Below are 18,156 nucleotides of genomic sequence, written 5' to 3' on the forward strand. Positions count from 1 at the left end.
TTTTATCATAGAACAGGGGTGTGCTGCTGACAAATTTCGTCGTTTTCCTGCTTAGTTTCATAGACTTTCCCGAGGGAGTTCACTATAATATATCCGTTATAGTAAGAATAAAGCGAGGAAATCAACCATGAAGAACCCGGTTTTAATGTTGGGCGGCCTGTGTCTGGACCGGTATTGTCTGTTATCGCAATTTCCTGTCAAGGGGCAGGACACGCTGATTCAGGATACTTTTGAACGGATTGGCGGCTGTCCGATCAATGCCGCATTTACGTTAAAAAAATTCGGACTGGATCCGATTTTATATTCAGCGGTCGGGGCTGAATCCATTGAAAAGGTCCGCGCCTTTTTTCAGCGCAACGCATTGCAGAGCGAGGGGTTGTTTGTCATTGAAGATCAGAAGACCGGATTCTGTATGATCCTGCTGGATGATCAGAAGGAACGGACGTTCATGACTTATCGCGGCTGCGAAGGAACATTCAGGGCCGACCGCGTGCCTGACCTGGCATATTCGGCGTGCTGCCTGACCGGCTTGTATTTGATCTATGGTTCCGACAGTGAAAATGCCCTGGCCTACCTGCAGCAGTTCTGCCGGCAGGGCCGTGAGTTATTCTTTGATCCGGGGCCGTTGTGCGATCAGATCGATCCGCAGCTGCTTGAAAAAGCGATGCGGCTGTGCACGCATCTGAAAGTGAATCAAGAAGAACAGCAGCTGCTCAAACAGACGCTGGGCAAACCGCTGAGTGCTTATTTTCAGGACCGCTGCCAGGCTATTGTCGTGACCTGCGGTGCGAAGGGTGCTCAGCTGATCACTCCGCACAGGACGGCTCATTTTCCCGCATTGCCAATTCAGCTGGCCGATTCCAACGGCGCCGGTGATGCTTTTTTTGCGGGTTATGCCGCTTCCGTGCTGCAGGGAAAACCATTGGATGAGTGCATGCAGATCGCTTCAGCCTGCGGCGCACTGACCGCGATGACGTTGGGGCCGCATGCTGAGGGAGGCTTAAAGGAAATCCTGCAGCTGGCTGATTCCGCAAAGTCAGCCTGTTAATCACTTTTTCGCATGAAATACTGTCCACTGAACGGCTTTTCTGGTAAAATAAAAACGGAAGAATTGATTGATAGGAAAAAGGAGAGATGAAGATGAGCAACGAGCTTTCCCATACGATTAAGCTCAGAATTCAGGCGCTGGCCAAAGAACGGGGAATGTCCTTATACCAGCTGTCTCAAATCAGCGGGATGACACAGTCGACAGTCAATAATCTGATGAATCGGGAGACGAGTTCTCCGACGATTGCCACGATTAAGCGGCTGTGTGATGGATTGGGCATCACCTTGGCAGAGTTTTTCGATACCGATGATTTTACCGGCTTGAAGACTAAACCAACGCCAAAGGAAAAGAAATAGAGTATGAAAAAAGCTGCTCCCTCATTCTGGTGGAAACAGCTTTTTATTTGGTTTTGACGCTCTTTGCTTACAGCTCGCGGCCGATAACCTGGGCAATCGCGCGGCCTTTTTCAATCAGCGAAGCAAACTTCGCCGGTTTCAATGACTGTGCCCCATCGCTCCACGCGCATTCCGGACAGGAATGGACTTCGATGATCAGACCATCCGCGCCCGCCGCAATCGCTGCCAGCGACATCGCTTCGACTAGCTTCCAGTCTCCAGTCGCATGCGATGGGTCGATGATGATCGGCAGATGTGTCCGTTCCTTGATGATCGGTACAACGCTCAGATCCAGCGTATTGCGGGTGTATTTCTCAAAGGTCCGGATCCCGCGTTCGCACAGGATCACGTTCTTATTGCCGCCGGCCATGATGTATTCCGCCGCCATGATCCATTCCTCAATCGTGTTCGCCAACCCACGCTTTAACAGCACCGGCTTATCGACTTTTCCCAATGCTTTTAACAGATCGAAGTTCTGCATGTTGCGCGCCCCAACCTGAATCAGATCGACATGCTCGACAAATTCATCAATCTTATCCGCACTCATCAATTCGCTGACAATCGGCAAACCGGTCTTTTCCCGGGCTTTGACCATCGCCAGAATACCTTCAGTCCCCATACCCTGAAACGCATATGGGGAGGTTCTCGGCTTGTATGCCCCACCCCGCAGCATCACGCCGCCGGCATCTTTGACCTCTTGGGCTATATCACAGATGATCTGTTCGCCCTCAACCGAACAGGGGCCACCGATGACCACGATCTTTTCATGACCGCCGACCTTTATGCCGCTGACGTCAATGATGGAATCTTCCGGATGAAACAAACGATTGGCTTTCTTATATGGCGCCTGAACCCGCGTTACTTCTTTTACACAGGTAAAGCTTTTCAGCCAGTCGACGTCCAGTGCCGTCGTATCGCCGACCAAGCCTAAGACGATATAATTCGCGCCTTCGCTGAAATTGAGTTCCAGGCCTTTTTTCTCCAGCTGATTCATCAGCCGCTGCAGTTCGTTGCGGTCACAGTCTTTTTTTACGGTTAAAATCATACGTTTTCTCCTCTTCTTCCGTTAAAAAATAAAAAACATCAAACTCACTTTGATGTTTTGTTGAACCAATATAACACGAAAATTCCAAAGAATCTTTGGTTACATTGGTCTATCGATAATAATAATAAGAGTGGTTCAATTTGATCTTTAACATGGAATATCACTCCTCACAATTAGTTTACATGACTTTCAGACTGAAAGCAATACCTTTCACTCATATTTTCAAAAGATTTACATCAAACTGACACAAAGCTTTTTCAGCAGGATTCAGTTCTCCTGTGCATCAGGCACCCCATGATCTGACCCATTCTGCAATTTGAAAGACTGACTATAAAAATCTCGATCCTTTTGGTAAAATGAAAACATATTGAAGAGAGGATCATCGCTCATGGAATTTTACCAAAAGCTGCAGGAGCTTAGAAAACAAAAAAATTTAACGCAGGAAGAACTCTCTGAAATCCTGTTTGTTTCACGGACAGCGATTTCAAAATGGGAATCAGGACGCGGCTATCCAAGCATTGAATCATTAAAAGCGATAGCTGAATTTTTCGGCATCACGATCGATGAGCTGCTTTCCAATCGGGAACTGATTTCTATTGCGGAGAAAGACAGTCATCAAAAAACCCAGCATATGCGTGATTTAATGTTGGGGCTGATCGATTGTTCGGCGGGCATGTTGCTTATTATTCCACTTTTTGGACAGCAGGACGGCGATATAATTCGACAGGTGTCTTTGTTATCCTTGCAGGACACCCCATTATTTATCAAAACTGCATTCCTTGCAATTATTTTTTTTATCGTTGCCTGCGGCATTGCCGAATTAGCCTTGCAAAACTGTTCCTTTCCTCTTTGGACAAAAGCAAAGACAGGCTTATCGATGATCTTGACTTCCCTGAGTGTTGTTATCTTTATTGCAACCCTTGAACCTTATGCTGCCTTTTTTACCTTTGTTCTGCTGGTCATCAAGGGGATTTTACTATTAAAACGTCCATGACACGAAACGTGTCAGCAAGGTGACGTTCATATTCTTTCATTTTCTGTCCTCCAAAGCTAGAGTGTGATCAGGCGAAAGCCAAATACAAAGGAGCAAAGAATGAAAGAAGAAAAGAAAAAAATTCAAACTTATTTTAGCATCACTTTAGGTCTGCTGGTTTTATCCCTCGTCTACACCCTGTCGATCATGTTGATCGATGTGCGTCCCATCGGACCGCAAGGTTCAGTTGTCGGTTTTGCAGGAATGAATCAATACTTCCATACGCTGTTGAGTACGAATATGGGCTTGTATGATCTAACCGACTGGCTGAGTATCCCTGTCCTGCTTATTGTGCCGGGCTTTGCCATTACAGGACTCGTTCAGCTTCTAAAAAGAAAAAGTCTGCGGCGTGTAGACAGCAGCATTCTGATCTTAGGCGGGTTTTATGTTCTTGTGTTTTCAGTATATCTCTTTTTTGAGTTTTTCGTTGTCAATTATAGACCTGTTTTAATCGAAGGTGTTTTAGAAGCCTCTTATCCATCCTCGACGACAATGTTGGTGATGTGCATTATCCCTACGGCGATTTTACAGTTTCAGCGCTTGATTTCACATAAAAATTTAAGATCCATAATCAATGCTTTTTGTGGTATCTATGCAGGATTAATGGTCATCGGACGAATTTTATCGGGTGTGCATTGGATCACTGACATTCTAGGCGGAATCTTGTTGAGTACCACCTTAGTTATGCTGTACTATTCTGCAGACCAATGGATAAACAGCAAAGCCCATCAAAACCATAAACAGTGATATCCATGATATTATAAAACGGAGAATGTAGGTTCTCCGTTAGTTTTAAGATCAGTTCTGTCAGCGGTATTCTTTTACTTTCCCCTGATGATTTACAAAAATCAGGGAAATATGAAGTCGGCTTTTCATATAGTCGCTCAGTTGTTTCCATTCCTGTTTGGAAGAGATCTTGGATTCCATTAGAATTGAATACTTAGCAATATCGGGATCCATTCGTTTAATCAGCGAATACATTTTGGAATTAAATGTCTGCTTCTTTCCGCGCTTTTCATAATCCACTTCAATCAGCCATTTTCCTTCCGGTGTATCGACAAGATAAGCGTCTTCCAGTTCTTCATAAGTCAGCTTTTTCTTATCCAGCCAATTCTGCAGGGACTGCGTCATGTACGCTTTGTTAAACTTGGCCTCCATCTTTCCTGTCTTCGGATTGCGCTTAAGACCTGGGGTTTTCTTTAACGTGGAACCCGTTTTGCGGCCGCGCTTTTTCGGGACATAGGCACTTTCGCGTGTTTCAAGGTCATTCAGGTAATAACGAATCTTCATCTTGGTACTGACGTTTTTCTTTCCGGTCGGCGCAACGATCATCTCGTCTCCGCTGAGCATGCACTGACGCATTGCGCTGCAGCAGGTAATCAGCGTCGCATTGCCTTCATTTAGCTTACCCATCAATTCTTTCGCTGAGCATTCCAAATAAGCATCACCGGCCTGAACCGCTTCCGTTTTCAGGTTGTCAATCAGCGATTTGTAATCTGCAATTTTAGCTCCCATTCCATTACTCCTTTAATTATAATTAACGCCAGATAAATTATATCAGTTACCGAATTAATTGGAAATAACAAATTACAATAATTGTTATTTTTTTACATAGAGAAAAGACTAAAAAAGTGACAGTCGTCACTTTTTTAGTTTCTGATGCCCGCTTCAAAAACCTTAGGCCAAATCCGAATCCGGTTTTATTGAAGAATCCAACGGTTTTTAATCCTTTAAGCTTTCAGAAATAAATACTATTTTGTCGTCTGACTTGTTTTATTCCTTTCATCTTCATCAAACCGAATAAAAAATTCATGTAAAGACAGTCCCAAAGCGCTCGCCAGCGCAAAGCAATCCTGCAGTGTCGCTTCTTCCTCCCTGCTTTTCAGCCGTGTCAGCCAATCGGAAGACTGCCGAGCCTTGCAGCACAGCTCAGCTTCATCCATACCGGTCTGACGCATGACCTCCTCCAGCAGTTTGATCGTCCAGTCTTTCTCTGTGATGTTTTTCTTGTGCATTTGTAAACCCTACCTTTCTTTGGAATTTTATCTTCCTATTATTAATATTGCGGAAAATTACAAAGTTCCTCTCAAAATGGTTAAAAAAGTTTAAAATTTTGTATTTTTACCAAGAAAATGATGCCGGATGATTCTTGCGTCCAGGTCCGGCAGAGGTGTACTCACGTCCGATAACCGAGATGACTTCTTATTAGACCAGCATTTATTCAGATCTTTTAATTCAGTAGGCTGCGATCCTGCGGCATGCCAATCGCTGAACGGCTCTCAGCTTAAGTTTGACAGACTGAATGAAAAAGCAGCGCCTCCCTGCGTCACAGAAATAATCATTCTTTCATTTGCGTAATTATACGCGGTTTCTGCAGCTTGCACAACGTTTCCAAATGGGTTTCGATCTTTTCGTTTTTCTCTGATCTATGGATTAAACGGAAAAGAGTCATTTCTTCTTCTACCTTTCTTTCTTTTTCAAGTCCTGAAAAGATAGCTAACGAAAAAACCGCACACGAAAGATGTGCGGTTCAGGCAGACTTATTTCAGATGGCTGTCCATCCAGTTCAGTGTTTCAGAATACGAACGTTCGCGATGCGAAGGTTTGCCGAAATGATTCAGACCATGGTGATCGCCGTCAAAGCAGACGACACGGGTTTCAACCCCCTTATCCATTAAGGCCGTCACCATCTGCAGGCCATCTGAGAGATGGCAGCGGAAATCGGCCAGCGGCTGAATAAACAGGGTCGGTGTTACAGCATTGCAGGCATATTTAAGCGGAGAGCGATCCCAATAGGTCTGCGTCTTTTCAAAGATCGAGCCGCCCATCTGATCGGGAACAAATTCCATACTGATATCGGACACGCCATACATCGACACCCAGTTCACCACAGAGCATTGGCTGGATGCTGCTTTAAACCGGTCCGTATGCCCGATGATCCAGTTGGTCATATACCCGCCGTAGGAAATTCCTGTCACACCCATTCGCTGCGGATCGATTTGCGGATAGCGCTTAAGCACTTCATCGGTAAAGTTCATGATGTCCTCGTAATCGACTGTACCGTGCTTTTCACGGATTTCTGCGAATTCGTTGCCGCGGCCGTCAGAGCCGATCGGATTGCAGAAGAAGACGAAATATCCAGCTGAGGCCCAGGTCTGCATATCGATGCCGAAGGTTCCATGATACGCCCCCTTCGGTCCGCCGTGAATCGTCAGAATTGCCGGATAGGTTTTATTGGGATCAAAATCAGCCGGCTTCATGATCCAGCCGTCAACTTCCCAATCGTGACTGGCAATCGTCAGTGGTTCGCATTCGCTGACCGCTTTTTCCTTCAGGAAACTACGGTTGAAATCACTGATGCAAGAGGCTTGCCCGGTTTTTAAATCAAACGTCCAGACTTCGTCAAAATCAAGTCCCTGCTTGCCGCTGATGACGGCCTGATCGCCAAAGATATCGAAGCTGCCGATATCGCCGATCCAGTCCGTCATTTTTTTCAGTTCATTTTCCGCGGTAAAGCAGAACAGATTATTGGAAATCCGGTCACTGCCGTTGATCCACAGCGCGCCTTCTTTCGGCTTGGACGTATAATAGGACAGATCTGCCTCAGCCAGCAGCGTCAGGCTGCCAGTCTGCGGATCCAGCTGATAGAAGTTTGGATGTTCGTTCTGTCCCCAGGTTTCACCCTTAGCGGCACAGAAGAATACGCGGCTGCCGTCCGTCGCCACATTCTGAGAGCGGTTGCCAAAGCCTTCATTGGCGTAGACCTGACGGTTTTCACCGGTATCGAGATCGTAGCACCAGACATCCTTCTGCAATTTTGTGCGCAATGTATATTCACAGCCGGAGTAATAGATTTTCCGGCCGATCACAGCGCTGGCTTCCACCTGAAACAGCGGGGCACTGCACGGGGTCAGCTCGTCTTTCTTCTCGTCATAAACAAATAAACGGGTGCGCAGCTTACTGGTAAAACCCGGAGTTCCATTAGACCAGAACGGCGTTTCATCGAGCACATGGAATTCCGCATTCTTTTTCTTATCCTCAGCAACCTGTTTGCGTTCCTCGGCATTCATTTTATAATAGTCCGGCAGTGTCGCGTCGCAGCGGGCGGTAACCAGATATAAACCTTCATCCAGTTTTTCCAGCTTGCCAGCTTGGATCGGCAGAGTAAAGGCTTTCACCGCTTCGCCGCCGTTCAGACTCAGACGGTAGGCTCCGGTCAATTCTTCTCCAGCCTCAGCCCGCTTCTGGTCTGAAGGATCCCGCAAGGATAAGAACATCAGAGTTTCTTCATCATCCCATAAGTAGCTGCTTTCCTTACCGAAGCTGGTCAGCTGCCGGAATTCCCCGCCCTGAGAGCGAGCCCAGATCGTAAAATCATAGCCATCCTGATCATTGCAGGATTTGACGACGACGGCAATGTGCTGTCCATCCGGAGAAAAAGTCACATCGCTTAAGCCGCGGAGTTTTCTAAAGTCGTTCAATTCAAATTTTTCCATTTGTGTATCTCCTTCTGATCCTCAGTTTACAATGGGATGAAAGCGATGTCAAATTTTATCAGAAGACTTTCATTTTTATTCATTCAATTTTCAAAAAGGATGATGCAGTCTTAGAAAACAATCCGTCAGTTCAGGATCAAATTGGTTCCCGCGGCCCTGTTCAATTTGTGACAGCACTTCCGGCAGCGGCATGGGCGCGTGATAAGGACGTCGGCAAATCATCGCATCATAGGCATCGGCCAAAGCCAGCACCCGCGCTTCCTCACAGATCTCCGCTGCTTTTAAACCGTAGGGATAGCCTTTTCCGTCCCAACGTTCATGGTGCTGCAGAACCATAGGAGCCAGATCGTTGAGGATGGGGGTCTGGCGAATCAGGCGTGCTCCTTCGGCAGGATGCTTCCGCATTTGCTGCCACTGCCAATCGTTCAGACGCCCCGGCTTCAGCAAAACGGCATCGGAAATCGCCAGTTTGCCTAAATCATGCATCAATGCGCCTTCCTTCAGTTTCTGACAACGAGCTTCAGACCAAGCTAATTCAGCTGCCATTTCACAGGCTAACCGGCTCACCCGCAGACTGTGAGAGCTGGTTTCTTTGTCGCGAGCGCGCAAGGCTGACAGATAGGCTGTGATGACGGCTTCCCGCTGCGATGGATCATTCTTCATCCGATCTCCTCCCTTCTTTCTTTGCAGTATGGACAAGGCCATTCCACCCTAAACAAAAAAAAAGCAGGCTCAGGCAATATCATTCTTTCTTTCCCCTGCTTGGGATTAGGACCGGGATCTGATTCTCCTTCACGATCAAAACAAAAAAAAGATACGCGCCAGAGAAAGGGAGGTAGATCTGACTGCATATCTTCAAGATGACATCTTTATTTTACCACACGTTCCTTTGTTTTCGAGGCAATGTTTTTCCTGAATGAAAAGGAAAAAAGCGCATGGAAACTGGTATTCTGCTGATCTAATCCCTCCGCTTCCAAGTCATTTCCCCAAAGCACCTGCATTGATCGCTCAACAACCAATCCTTGCTACTCCATGTCAGATTCGGCTGCGGCCTGTTTGTCCCATGGAATACACCTTGCTGATATAAAGAAAAGCGGCAGCCGCCGCTTTTTCGATTCTCAATTTCAGTTCAGCCGGTTATTTCTGATGAGCCAGAACCATTTTTTCCAGTTTTTCCAAACCGGTCCGCAGCTGAGCACGCGGACTGGCCAGATTTAAGCGCTCAAAGCCCAAGTAGTTCTCACCGAAGAATTTGCCTTCCGACAAATAAACGTGCCCTTCCTCAATGCAGGTCTGATTCAGTTTTTCCCATTCGATGCCGCAGTCACGCATATCAAGCCAGAAGAAATACGTTCCTTCCGGTTTCCGGGTCTTGATCATCGGCAGCCGTGTACGGAAGAATTCATCGGCATAATCCCGATTCGCCTTGATGTAGGCCAATAATTGATCCATCCAGTCCTCCGAAAATTGATACGCAGCTTTCATTGCTTCCAGGGCAAAGATATTGATGCTGGCGATGCCGACATTGGCCGCTTCCGCCTTGAATTCCTTAAACAGCTCCGGATTTTTAATAATCACGCCGGAAATTTTCAAGCCGGCCAGATTGAACGACTTGGTGCAGGAAACACAGGCAATCGTATTCTGACGAGTGTATTCATTGATATTGATGATCGGCATAAACTGACCGTCAAACACAAAATCGGCATGAATTTCATCGGAAATGATTTTCAGCTGATGCTTTTCACAGAAGGCAGCAACCTGCTCCAATTCCGCCTTTGTATACACCCGGCCGGTTGGATTCTGCGGATTGCACAGGATAAAGATTTTCGTCTTCTCATCGATGCGTTTTTCCATATCCTCAAAATCCAGGGTATAATATCCAGCTTCTTCGTGCATCGGACACAGAATGGGAATCCGCCGGTTGGACAGCGTCTTATCGACAAACGGCTCATAAGCCGGGGTTGGAATCAGGATCTTATCGCCCTCCTGACTGAACAGCCGGATCGCTGCGGATACGGAATACATGACACCGGTCGACATCATCATCATCGCCGGATCAGCACCGTATTGATAACGACGGTTAAACCAGTCCGCCATGACCTGCGCATAGATCGGACCGCGTTCCGTATACCCGTAAGCCGGACATTCCATCCGTTTTTTCAAAGCCTGCTGAATCGGATCGGAAACCGCAAAATCCATATCCGCAATCCACAGCGGCGTGACATCCGGTATATCCAACGTTTCCTGAACGACATACCATTTCGTTGCATCGGTATGGCTGCGGTCGGTCACCTGATCAAAATTATATTTCATTTTCTTCACCTCTACTTCATCAGTTTAGCATAATTTATTCAATATTCATAGTTTATAAGTGAGTTTTTAAGTCATCACGGCCTCAGCACCCTTGTTAAAGAAAAAGGAGAATGCACCTCATTCTCCCATCAGGCTAGTCAGCTCATTCAGCGTCTGATCCAACTGAGCTTCCTCAAACTGACCGCTTTTTAACAACATGTAGCCTTTCATCAATGCAATATTCATGGATTCAGCCTGCTCGTCTGAGAAACTTTTCAAATCCAACTGATTCGCCCTGCGCAGCGCTTCGGCCAGCTTTTCCGCTTTGGCGAATAACTGATGTTCCTTTCTCACTTCACAAAACAGTGTTTCCAGCGTCCATTGCCGGTTGTGTTCCGTCACAAACATCTTGATCGGATCAAAATGCCAGTGCGCTTCTTCACCCGCCTTTAAAAGCTGCTTCATTTCCTCATCGCTCAGCTCATTCATCAGCATAAATGACAACGTGAAACGCGTGCAGTCCTGATTGCTGGATGGCTGCTGCATCAGGATTTCGTCAACGGTCATTTTCAGCATGCCGTCGTCCAGTAAACCAAGCTCTATCTCCATGGCCGCCGTAATCGTTTCCAAAATATGCTGATCGACATCGTCGATGTTATAACAATATATCGCTTTTTTCATATCTATAGGCCTCCAGTGGTTTGTATTATACCCGAAGCTGGAAAGAATATCCAATCGCAAACTCAAAATTTTAATTTTTTACCAAAGAAAGCACTTTCGATTCCACTATCCTCACATGCTTTCGGCAGACGAAATTCAGCGCTGAAAGACCCAGTTTCCTTCAACCATCGTCCGCTGGCATTGCCAGTTCTTATCAAACAACGCCAGATCAGCGTCCATGCCTGCCGCCAGTGCGCCTTTATGATCACTGACCTGAGCCAGCGCTGCCGGATTGACGCAGGCCATCTGCACCAGCTCGCGCGGCGTACAGCCGCACATCTGTTCCATCATCCGCACCGCGTCGTTCATGCCGATTGCCGAACCCGCGCGTCTTCCGGTTTCCACAACCCGAACATGCTGCCCCTGCTTGCGGCAATGCAGTCCGCTGAACTGGAAATCCCCGTCCGGCATCCCTTTGCCCAGCATGGCATCGGTGATCAGCACCAGCCGTTGGGCGCCCATGTGCTTCCACGTCATTCTGACAATCTCCGGATCGACATGAAATCCATCCGCAATCAGCTCGGCCTTCATTCCTTCTTCCAGAAAAGCGCCGGTTACCGTTCCCGGATCGCGATGCAGATGCTGGCTCATCGCATTGTATAAATGCGTGAATCCGGCCGCGCCGGCCAGACTCGCCCGGTGCACATCGCGGCTTGTGGCGGCGGTATGCCCCACCATCACCGTCATTCCGGATTGGACAGCAGCCTGAATAAAGGACTCCATACCCTGCCGTTCCGGCGCCACCGTCATGATCTTTAACCGGCCCGCAGCGGCCTGCAGCATTTCCTGCAGCTCCTTCAGCGACGGATCGCGCAGATAGCGCTCATCCATCAAAGCTTTATAATCCGGACTTAAATACGGACCTTCCGAATGGATTCCCAGCATCGCCGCGCCCGGCAGCGATTTCACCTGTGCCAAGCCGGACAGAATTTCAAGCAGCTGAGCATGGGAAACCACCGTTAGCGACGCCATAAACGCCGTGCATCCGTCTGCTGCGACATTGCGGCTGACCGCTTCAGCGGCTTCCGCTTTCCCGCTGATCAGATCTTCGCCCGCCGCGCCATGAATATGAATATCAATGAAACCCGGCGTCAGCATCCCGCCTTGAGCATCGATGATCTCGCAGTCCTCCTGAACCCTCGCAGAAAATTCTGATTCCTCAAACAACGCGAGAATCCGGCCGTTTTCCACCAGCACTCCGCCGCACGCAATTTCACGATAGCCATCCGCGATCACACGCGCATGATGAATCAGTGTTTTCACAGCGATCCGCCTTCTTCCAAAAACTTCCGGGCTTCTTCCATGATCTTAATTGAGGAAGAAGTACCAAAACGCGTAGCTCCGGCTTTTTTCATTTCCAGCAGCGTTTCCAACGAGCGAATGCCGCCGGCCGCTTTGACCTGCACGTCCTCTCCCGCTTCATGCTTCATGATAAAGACATCCTTAGCCGTCGCGCCAGCTGGGCCGAAGCCGGTCGAAGTCTTGATGAAATCCGGTTTAACCTCACGGGCGATCCGCGCCAAACGCATGATTTCTTCTTCGGTCAGATAACAGGTTTCAAAGATGACCTTGCAGATCTTCTCATATTGATGACATAAGCGGGTGATCCGATCCATTTCCTTGCGCACCAGATCCCAGTTGCCGCTTTTTAATTCCGTCAGGTTGACGACATAATCAATCTCATCCGCACCCTGACGGATTGCATGTTCCGTTTCCAGCAGCTTGACGTTCAGCTCGGTCTGGCCTAACGGGAAGCTGACCGCAGCCCCGACATGCACGCCGCTGCCTTTTAAAGCATGATGACACAGCGTGACTTGGCAGGAATTGACCGCGATCATCTTGAAGTGATAATCCATACACTCCTGACAGACCTCGAGCACCTTCTGCTTTGTCGCATCGGGTTTGAGAATCGTATGATCGATCATTCCCGCTAATTCGCGCAGCTGCACTTCCAATTTTTCTTTCATTTTCTTGTTCCTCGCTTCCTCTTGTTGCGGATTCTTTCTGCCTTCATTATAGCGAAGCGCTTTCATGAATGCCAGTATTATTCAACGATTCCTTCAAATTTAGGAATAAAAAATCCCATTTTCCTAGCTTGGAAAACGGGATCTTTGATTAATGTTTCCGGGTGATATACTCCTGAACGTTGTTGGTTCTGTACAGGCAGTTGAAATCCTGATCGACTACGACCAGCGTCGGCGCCTGCATGATCGCAAACTGTTCGCTGAGCTGCGCCTGTTCCTGAGCATCGATCAGTTCGTAGGCAATCCCTGCTTTTTCCAGCATCCGTCCTGCCATCTTGCAGTTCGGGCAGGTCTTGGTCGTAAACAACAGTACCCGGCCTTCCGCCGATTCTGACGGCATCGCCTTCGCTTCCCGGTTTTCCGATTGTGCCGGTGCTTCCTTAAGCGCTTGGCGGCCTTTTAAAACTGAGTGGCCCATGTCATAAACCTTGCGTTCCTTGTATTCCTGCGTCTTACCGGCGTTCCAGTTCTGCACTGGCCGGTAATAACCGGTAATCCGGCTGTAAACTTCCGTCGTCCGGCCGCAGAGGGGACAGGTATATTGCTCTCCGGCAAGATAGCCATGGTCCTTGCAGATCGAATAGGTTGGCGATAAGGTATAATACGGCAGTTTATAATTCTGAGAAATCTTGCGGACCAAGGAAGCTGCGGCTTTCCAATCCGGCAGTTTTTCACCCAGGAAAGCATGGAAGACAGTTCCGGAAGTATACAGCGTCTGCAGCTCATCCTGAACGTCCAGCGCTTCAAAGATATCTTCAGTATAGCCGACCGGCAAATGCGAGCTGTTGGTATAATACGGCGTATTGCCTTCTTCCGTCGCCGTGACGATATCCGGATACAGCTCTTTGTCATGCTTCGCTAAACGATAGGTCGTTGATTCCGCCGGCGTTGCTTCTAGGTTATACAGATCGCCATATTCTTCTTGGTAAACAACTAACCGCTGGCGCATGTGATTCAGCACGTCCTGGGCAAAGGCCTGCGTTTCCGGATGCGTCAGGTCCGCCTTGAGCCAAGCGGCATTCAGCCCGACTTCATTCATGCCGATCAAACCGATCGTTGAGAAATGATTATCGAATGAGCCAAGGTAGCGGCGGGTATACGGATACAGGCCTTCGTTGAGCAGCTTGGTGATGATCTGCCGCTTGACTTTTAACGAACGGGCAGAAATATCCATTAAACGATCCAGACGGGCATAGAAATCGTCCTGATCTTTTGCCAGATAGGCAATCCGCGGCAGATTGATCGTCACGACGCCGACCGAGCCGGTGCTTTCCCCGCTGCCGAAGAATCCGCCGGACTTGCGCCGCAGTTCGCGCAGATCCAGCCGCAGCCGGCAGCACATGCTGCGGACATCGCTGGGCTGCATGTCGCTGTTGACATAGTTGGAGAAATACGGCGTTCCATATTTTGAGGTCATCTCAAACAACAGCTGGTTGTTTTCTGTATCGGACCAATCAAAGTCCTTGGTAATGGAATAGGTTGGAATCGGATATTGGAAGCCGCGGCCATTGGCATCGCCTTCAATCATGACTTCGATGAACGCCTTATTAACCATATCCATTTCTTTCTGACAGTCGCCATAGGTGAAATCCTGCGGCTGACCGCCGATAATCGCCGGCTGCTGCGCTAAATCCGAAGGCACAACCCAATCCAGGGTAATGTTGGAAAACGGCGCCTGCGTACCCCAGCGGCTCGGTGTATTCACGCCATAGACAAACGATTCCACACACTTTTTGACTTCGTCATAGCTCAGCTGATCGACTTTAACAAACGGCGCGAGATACGTATCAAAAGAAGAAAAAGCCTGCGCGCCGGCCCACTCGTTCTGCATGATGCCCAAAAAGTTGACCATCTGGTTGCACAGCGACGCCAGATGCTTGGCCGGTTTCGAGGTAATCTTGCCCGGTACTCCGCCTAAGCCTTCCAGAATCAGCTGCTTCAGCGACCAGCCGGCACAGTAGCCGGTTAACATGGACAGATCATGCAGATGAATATCCCCGCTGCGGTGGGCGTTGGCGATTTCTTCATCATAGATTTCCGAAAGCCAGTAGTTGGCGGTAATCGCACCGCTGTTGTTTAAAATCAGACCGCCGACCGAATAGGTCACTGTTGAATTTTCTTTCACGCGCCAGTCCGTTGCTTTTACATAGCTGTCGACCAGATCTTTATAATCGAGGATTGTCGATTTCATATTGCGGATTTTTTCCCGCTGCTTCCGATACAGAATGTACGCTTTGGCGACATCGGAATAACCGGACTGAATCAAAATCGATTCCACGCTGTCCTGAATATCTTCTACCTGAATCAGATCATTTTTGATTTTTCCTTCAAAATCTGCGGTTACCCGCAGCGCCAGCATGTCGATAACGCTGGGATGGTACTGTTTCTGTTGGGCCTCAAAAGCTTTGGTGATCGCCACTGAAATCTTGCTGATGTCAAATTCCGTTATCATTCCGTCGCGTTTTACTACTTTATACATACTTCTCTACCCTTTCTTCCAACTACAATCCCCGGAGCTCGGTGTCCGGCACCCATGGAAGCAGAATCTCGCGGAACGCTTCCATTTCTTCTTTTGTGCAGGCATGCAGACCTTGCTGAATCACCCGCTCACTGTCGACAAACTGCTGCAGGACAAGCCTGCGCGCGCCCTGAATCCATTCGCCCAGCCGCCGCATGTCCTCTTCGGTATGCAGTTCCTTGACCACGGTTGTTCTGAATTCATAAGGAATTCGATCCTGCATCAGCAGGGCAACGCTTTTTTCAATCGCCCCCAGATCCAGTTTCACCAAGCCAACCGTTTCCGCGTACCGTTCGCGGCAGTTTTTCAAATCCATCGCCACATAGTCGATCAGTCCCACATCAATCAAATGTTTAAGCTGTTCTGGGAAACTGCCGTTCGTATCCAGCTTGACCGGATAGCCCAATTCCTTGATCTTTCTTAAAAAGTCTTCAATCCCCGGCTGAAGCAGCGGTTCGCCGCCGCTGATACAAATTCCTTCAAGCGTTCCCTGCCGCCGCTGTAAAAAATCAAACAGTTCTTCCTTGGGAATCTGCGCCATGTTTTCCGCCAGGAATACGAGATCTGAATTCTGACAGAACGGACAGCGGAAATTACATCCGCCGGTAAACAGCGTGCTGGCAATCTTTCCCGGATAATCAAGCAGCGTCATCTTCTGAATTCCAAAAATTCCGACGCGTTCAGACTCCTGCTCCTCTTCCGCTAAAAATTCCAGTGCATTGGCTACGGCTTTACTCTGCAAACTTTCGAACAAAGCCGCTTCTTCCTCGCGCATATTCTTCGTAATCTGATCCCACCATTGCTGCCGGATCAGATAGATCTGCGCAATGATCTGTTTTGCTTTGGCCGTTGTCCGCAGCGTCCGCACACGCTTATCGCTGGGATTGACTTCAATCGTCACATACCCGACTTCTTCTAAGCGCTGAACTCCCTTGGTCACCGTTCCCTTGTCATAGCAGCCCAGCTGAGCCAGACCGTTCATCGTAATTCCCTCGTTTTCATAGATGAAGATTAAAAACGGAAGCTGGCCGGATCCCAAATGATAAGCATCCAGCACTTTATCATAATATTTTTGCGAACACCGATATAAAATGGACGAATCTGTAAGCAGGCGTCCTGTCTTCCCCATAACTTCACCTCGATTAGTTGGAAATTCAACTATTAAGATGATAGCACTTCTAACCAGCACCATCAAGCCTTGCGATCATGAATTTTTTATCCAATATTCCACTGAGTCAACTCAAAGGAACTAAGTCCTTTATTCAAGCCATTTTCGCTGGTTAGCCCCGGCTAAATTGAAATTATTTTCATTTTCATCTTAGCCAATCCTCTTTCCAATTCCAACTTTCTTCCATAATGACGGTTATTTCAAAAACAAGAAAAGCTGAGCATTCACTCAGCCTTTCTTGTTTCTTTGTGATCGAGAATTACGCCTGGGTCTGTTCCTCATCATCCTCATTCTCATGCCATCTTCTGCCTAAGTACAGCGTTACGGCATTGATCAGGAAGAAGACAACCATCAACAGCGTCCACTTGTCAACTAAGATCATTGGCAGCCGCATGTTTTCGGTCAGAACGAAAACGATAACCGAGATGACAGCCGTTAAGCCAGAGATCCACTTGTAGATTCGCTTGCGTTTCAGCTGTTCTGGATCTTCTTCATTCATTGCCGCGCTCTGATTCTGATCTTCCTCATCGTCATCTTTCTGATGCTTCGCGAAAATCAGGAACAGGGCCGCTAACAAACCGAGCAGGCTGGCGATCAAGTTGATCAGAGCCCAAGAACCTTTGTGACCGACTTCCGGCTGTTCGGGTTCTTCGATCTCTTCAATTTCCGGTGTCGGGGTTGGTGTTGCGGTTCCACCCTGTTCCGGAGTTTCCGGTTCAACAATCACTTCTTCTTCAGGACCTGGATTGACCGGGCCTGGACCTGGAACAAACGGTTCCGGTCCTGGAACAAATGGTGCTAAGCAAGCCTGAGCTGCTTCATCCCATACCGTTCCTTCCGGACATCCTGGATTCGGTTCATCCGGATCGGTAGGAGTCGCTGTGAAGGTAATCGTAAAGGTCGTATCATCTGTTAAATCCAAAGTGGTTGTTGGAGACATTGGACTCCAAGTTCCGCCTTGATATCCGTTATTCGGACTCGCCTTTGCGATTTGGCCATCAGTTAAATGGGCAACACCATCGACTGCGTAATTGCCATTCGCATCTACTTTATTCAAAGTGAATGGACCATTGTTTGCAGTGATTGTACCATTGACCGCTCGGTAAGTGACTGTGATCTGATACTTATCCGGAATTTCATCCTGGTTCTCATCAGCGCTGTAGTTGAACGTAATTGTTAAATCTTCAGCCGGCATTGTACCCGTTACATTTCCATTTTGATCAGACTTTAATGTTGACTGGTCTTGACTTTCAACTTCAACATTTGTTAAAACGAAATTCCCTGAAGTTGCCGGTCTAGGAGATTCAGAAATTGCCGACAAATAATCCCGTGTTTCTGAAGTAGTGGTCAAATCTTCTACAACCTTATCCTCTGCATCACGATAAATGTGAGAGACTTTGTAGTTGTAGGATTGGAC

16 protein-coding genes are annotated in these 18,156 nt (G+C 48.0%); 4 read left to right on the forward strand and 12 right to left on the reverse strand.

Features of this window, described 5'->3' with window-relative positions:
* The first annotated feature begins 127 nt into the window (after nt 1-127).
* Together BN162_RS16570 and BN162_RS16575 are read left to right on the forward strand one after the other, a co-directional pair.
* Nucleotides 128-1,048, forward strand: coding sequence for a carbohydrate kinase family protein (locus BN162_RS16570; protein WP_020226255.1), 921 nt, complete (start codon nt 128-130; stop codon nt 1,046-1,048).
* 92 nt (nt 1,049-1,140) lie between these two features.
* A complete protein-coding gene (locus BN162_RS16575; RefSeq protein ID WP_020226256.1) occupies nt 1,141-1,404 on the forward strand; it encodes a helix-turn-helix domain-containing protein in 264 nt (87 codons plus the stop codon).
* A 67-nt stretch (nt 1,405-1,471) separates the two neighbouring features.
* Here the strand turns inward: BN162_RS16575 and aroF are convergent, their stop codons facing one another.
* Nucleotides 1,472-2,488 (reverse strand): 3-deoxy-7-phosphoheptulonate synthase, encoded by a 1,017-nt coding sequence (gene aroF, locus BN162_RS16580; RefSeq protein ID WP_020226257.1) that lies wholly within the window; start codon nt 2,486-2,488, stop codon nt 1,472-1,474.
* 388 nt (nt 2,489-2,876) lie between these two features.
* Here aroF and BN162_RS16585 point away from each other — a divergent pair, with 388 nt between their 5' ends.
* Entirely contained in the window at nt 2,877-3,482 is a 606-nt protein-coding gene (locus BN162_RS16585; protein ID WP_020226258.1) for a helix-turn-helix domain-containing protein, read from the forward strand.
* Between the two features lie 99 nt (nt 3,483-3,581).
* Nucleotides 3,582-4,268 carry a phosphatase PAP2 family protein gene (locus BN162_RS16590; RefSeq protein WP_020226259.1) on the forward strand — a complete coding sequence of 229 codons (687 nt, stop codon included), beginning with the start codon at nt 3,582-3,584 and terminating at the stop codon, nt 4,266-4,268.
* A gap of 60 nt (nt 4,269-4,328) precedes the next feature.
* On the opposite strand, the gene BN162_RS16595 is transcribed toward BN162_RS16590, so the two are convergent.
* From BN162_RS16595 to BN162_RS16645, 11 genes are all read right to left on the reverse strand, one after another.
* The gene (locus BN162_RS16595; RefSeq protein ID WP_020226260.1) at nt 4,329-5,036 is read right to left on the reverse strand and encodes a hypothetical protein; all 708 of its coding nucleotides are present in this window, start codon (nt 5,034-5,036) and stop codon (nt 4,329-4,331) included.
* 236 nt (nt 5,037-5,272) lie between these two features.
* Nucleotides 5,273-5,536, reverse strand: coding sequence for a hypothetical protein (locus BN162_RS16600; protein WP_020226261.1), 264 nt, complete (start codon nt 5,534-5,536; stop codon nt 5,273-5,275).
* 525 nt (nt 5,537-6,061) lie between these two features.
* A complete protein-coding gene (locus BN162_RS16605) occupies nt 6,062-8,017 on the reverse strand; it encodes an alpha/beta hydrolase family protein (RefSeq protein WP_020226262.1) in 1,956 nt (651 codons plus the stop codon).
* Between the two features lie 90 nt (nt 8,018-8,107).
* The gene (locus tag BN162_RS16610) at nt 8,108-8,680 is read right to left on the reverse strand and encodes an HD-GYP domain-containing protein (RefSeq protein ID WP_020226263.1); all 573 of its coding nucleotides are present in this window, start codon (nt 8,678-8,680) and stop codon (nt 8,108-8,110) included.
* Between the two features lie 474 nt (nt 8,681-9,154).
* Complete coding sequence (locus tag BN162_RS16615; protein WP_020226265.1) at nt 9,155-10,330, reverse strand: MalY/PatB family protein; 1,176 nt, start codon at nt 10,328-10,330, stop codon at nt 9,155-9,157.
* Between the two features lie 117 nt (nt 10,331-10,447).
* Nucleotides 10,448-10,990: a DUF3783 domain-containing protein gene (locus BN162_RS16620; protein ID WP_020226266.1), complete on the reverse strand. Its 543-nt coding sequence runs from the start codon at nt 10,988-10,990 to the stop codon at nt 10,448-10,450.
* A gap of 135 nt (nt 10,991-11,125) precedes the next feature.
* On the reverse strand, nt 11,126-12,292 hold the full coding sequence (gene nagA, locus BN162_RS16625) for an N-acetylglucosamine-6-phosphate deacetylase (RefSeq protein ID WP_020226267.1): 1,167 nt from the start codon (nt 12,290-12,292) through the stop codon (nt 11,126-11,128).
* The gene (gene deoC, locus BN162_RS16630) at nt 12,289-12,996 is read right to left on the reverse strand and encodes a deoxyribose-phosphate aldolase (protein ID WP_040452468.1); all 708 of its coding nucleotides are present in this window, start codon (nt 12,994-12,996) and stop codon (nt 12,289-12,291) included. The genes nagA and deoC overlap by 4 nt, the downstream gene beginning before the upstream one ends.
* Before the next feature lie 148 nt (nt 12,997-13,144).
* Nucleotides 13,145-15,532, reverse strand: coding sequence for a ribonucleoside triphosphate reductase (locus BN162_RS16635; RefSeq protein ID WP_020226269.1), 2,388 nt, complete (start codon nt 15,530-15,532; stop codon nt 13,145-13,147).
* Nucleotides 15,533-15,554: 22 nt separating this feature from the next.
* On the reverse strand, nt 15,555-16,700 hold the full coding sequence (locus BN162_RS16640; protein WP_020226270.1) for an anaerobic ribonucleoside-triphosphate reductase activating protein: 1,146 nt from the start codon (nt 16,698-16,700) through the stop codon (nt 15,555-15,557).
* A 298-nt stretch (nt 16,701-16,998) separates the two neighbouring features.
* Nucleotides 16,999-18,156 (reverse strand): FILTED domain-containing surface protein (locus BN162_RS16645; protein WP_482793276.1); only part of this gene is annotated, 1,158 nt, incomplete at its 5' end.

It is taken from the genome of Holdemania massiliensis AP2 (assembly GCF_000327285.1).
GTDB lineage: Bacteria > Bacillota_I > Bacilli_A > Erysipelotrichales > Erysipelotrichaceae > Holdemania > Holdemania massiliensis.

What these genes read in the sequence shown, in the direction of transcription:
- BN162_RS16585 (WP_020226258.1), top strand. Translation starts at nt 2,877, where the DNA reads ATGGAATTTTACCAAAAGCTGCAGGAGCTTAGAAAACAAAAAAATTTA.
- BN162_RS16640 (WP_020226270.1), bottom strand. Translation starts at nt 16,700, where the DNA reads ATGGGGAAGACAGGACGCCTGCTTACAGATTCGTCCATTTTATATCGG.
- BN162_RS16600 (WP_020226261.1), bottom strand. Translation starts at nt 5,536, where the DNA reads ATGCACAAGAAAAACATCACAGAGAAAGACTGGACGATCAAACTGCTG.
- aroF (WP_020226257.1), bottom strand. Translation starts at nt 2,488, where the DNA reads ATGATTTTAACCGTAAAAAAAGACTGTGACCGCAACGAACTGCAGCGG.
- BN162_RS16635 (WP_020226269.1), bottom strand. Translation starts at nt 15,532, where the DNA reads ATGTATAAAGTAGTAAAACGCGACGGAATGATAACGGAATTTGACATC.
- BN162_RS16615 (WP_020226265.1), bottom strand. Translation starts at nt 10,330, where the DNA reads ATGAAATATAATTTTGATCAGGTGACCGACCGCAGCCATACCGATGCA.
- BN162_RS16595 (WP_020226260.1), bottom strand. Translation starts at nt 5,036, where the DNA reads ATGGGAGCTAAAATTGCAGATTACAAATCGCTGATTGACAACCTGAAA.
- BN162_RS16570 (WP_020226255.1), top strand. Translation starts at nt 128, where the DNA reads ATGAAGAACCCGGTTTTAATGTTGGGCGGCCTGTGTCTGGACCGGTAT.
- deoC (WP_040452468.1), bottom strand. Translation starts at nt 12,996, where the DNA reads ATGAAAGAAAAATTGGAAGTGCAGCTGCGCGAATTAGCGGGAATGATC.
- BN162_RS16575 (WP_020226256.1), top strand. Translation starts at nt 1,141, where the DNA reads ATGAGCAACGAGCTTTCCCATACGATTAAGCTCAGAATTCAGGCGCTG.
- BN162_RS16610 (WP_020226263.1), bottom strand. Translation starts at nt 8,680, where the DNA reads ATGAAGAATGATCCATCGCAGCGGGAAGCCGTCATCACAGCCTATCTG.
- BN162_RS16605 (WP_020226262.1), bottom strand. Translation starts at nt 8,017, where the DNA reads ATGGAAAAATTTGAATTGAACGACTTTAGAAAACTCCGCGGCTTAAGC.
- BN162_RS16620 (WP_020226266.1), bottom strand. Translation starts at nt 10,990, where the DNA reads ATGAAAAAAGCGATATATTGTTATAACATCGACGATGTCGATCAGCAT.
- BN162_RS16590 (WP_020226259.1), top strand. Translation starts at nt 3,582, where the DNA reads ATGAAAGAAGAAAAGAAAAAAATTCAAACTTATTTTAGCATCACTTTA.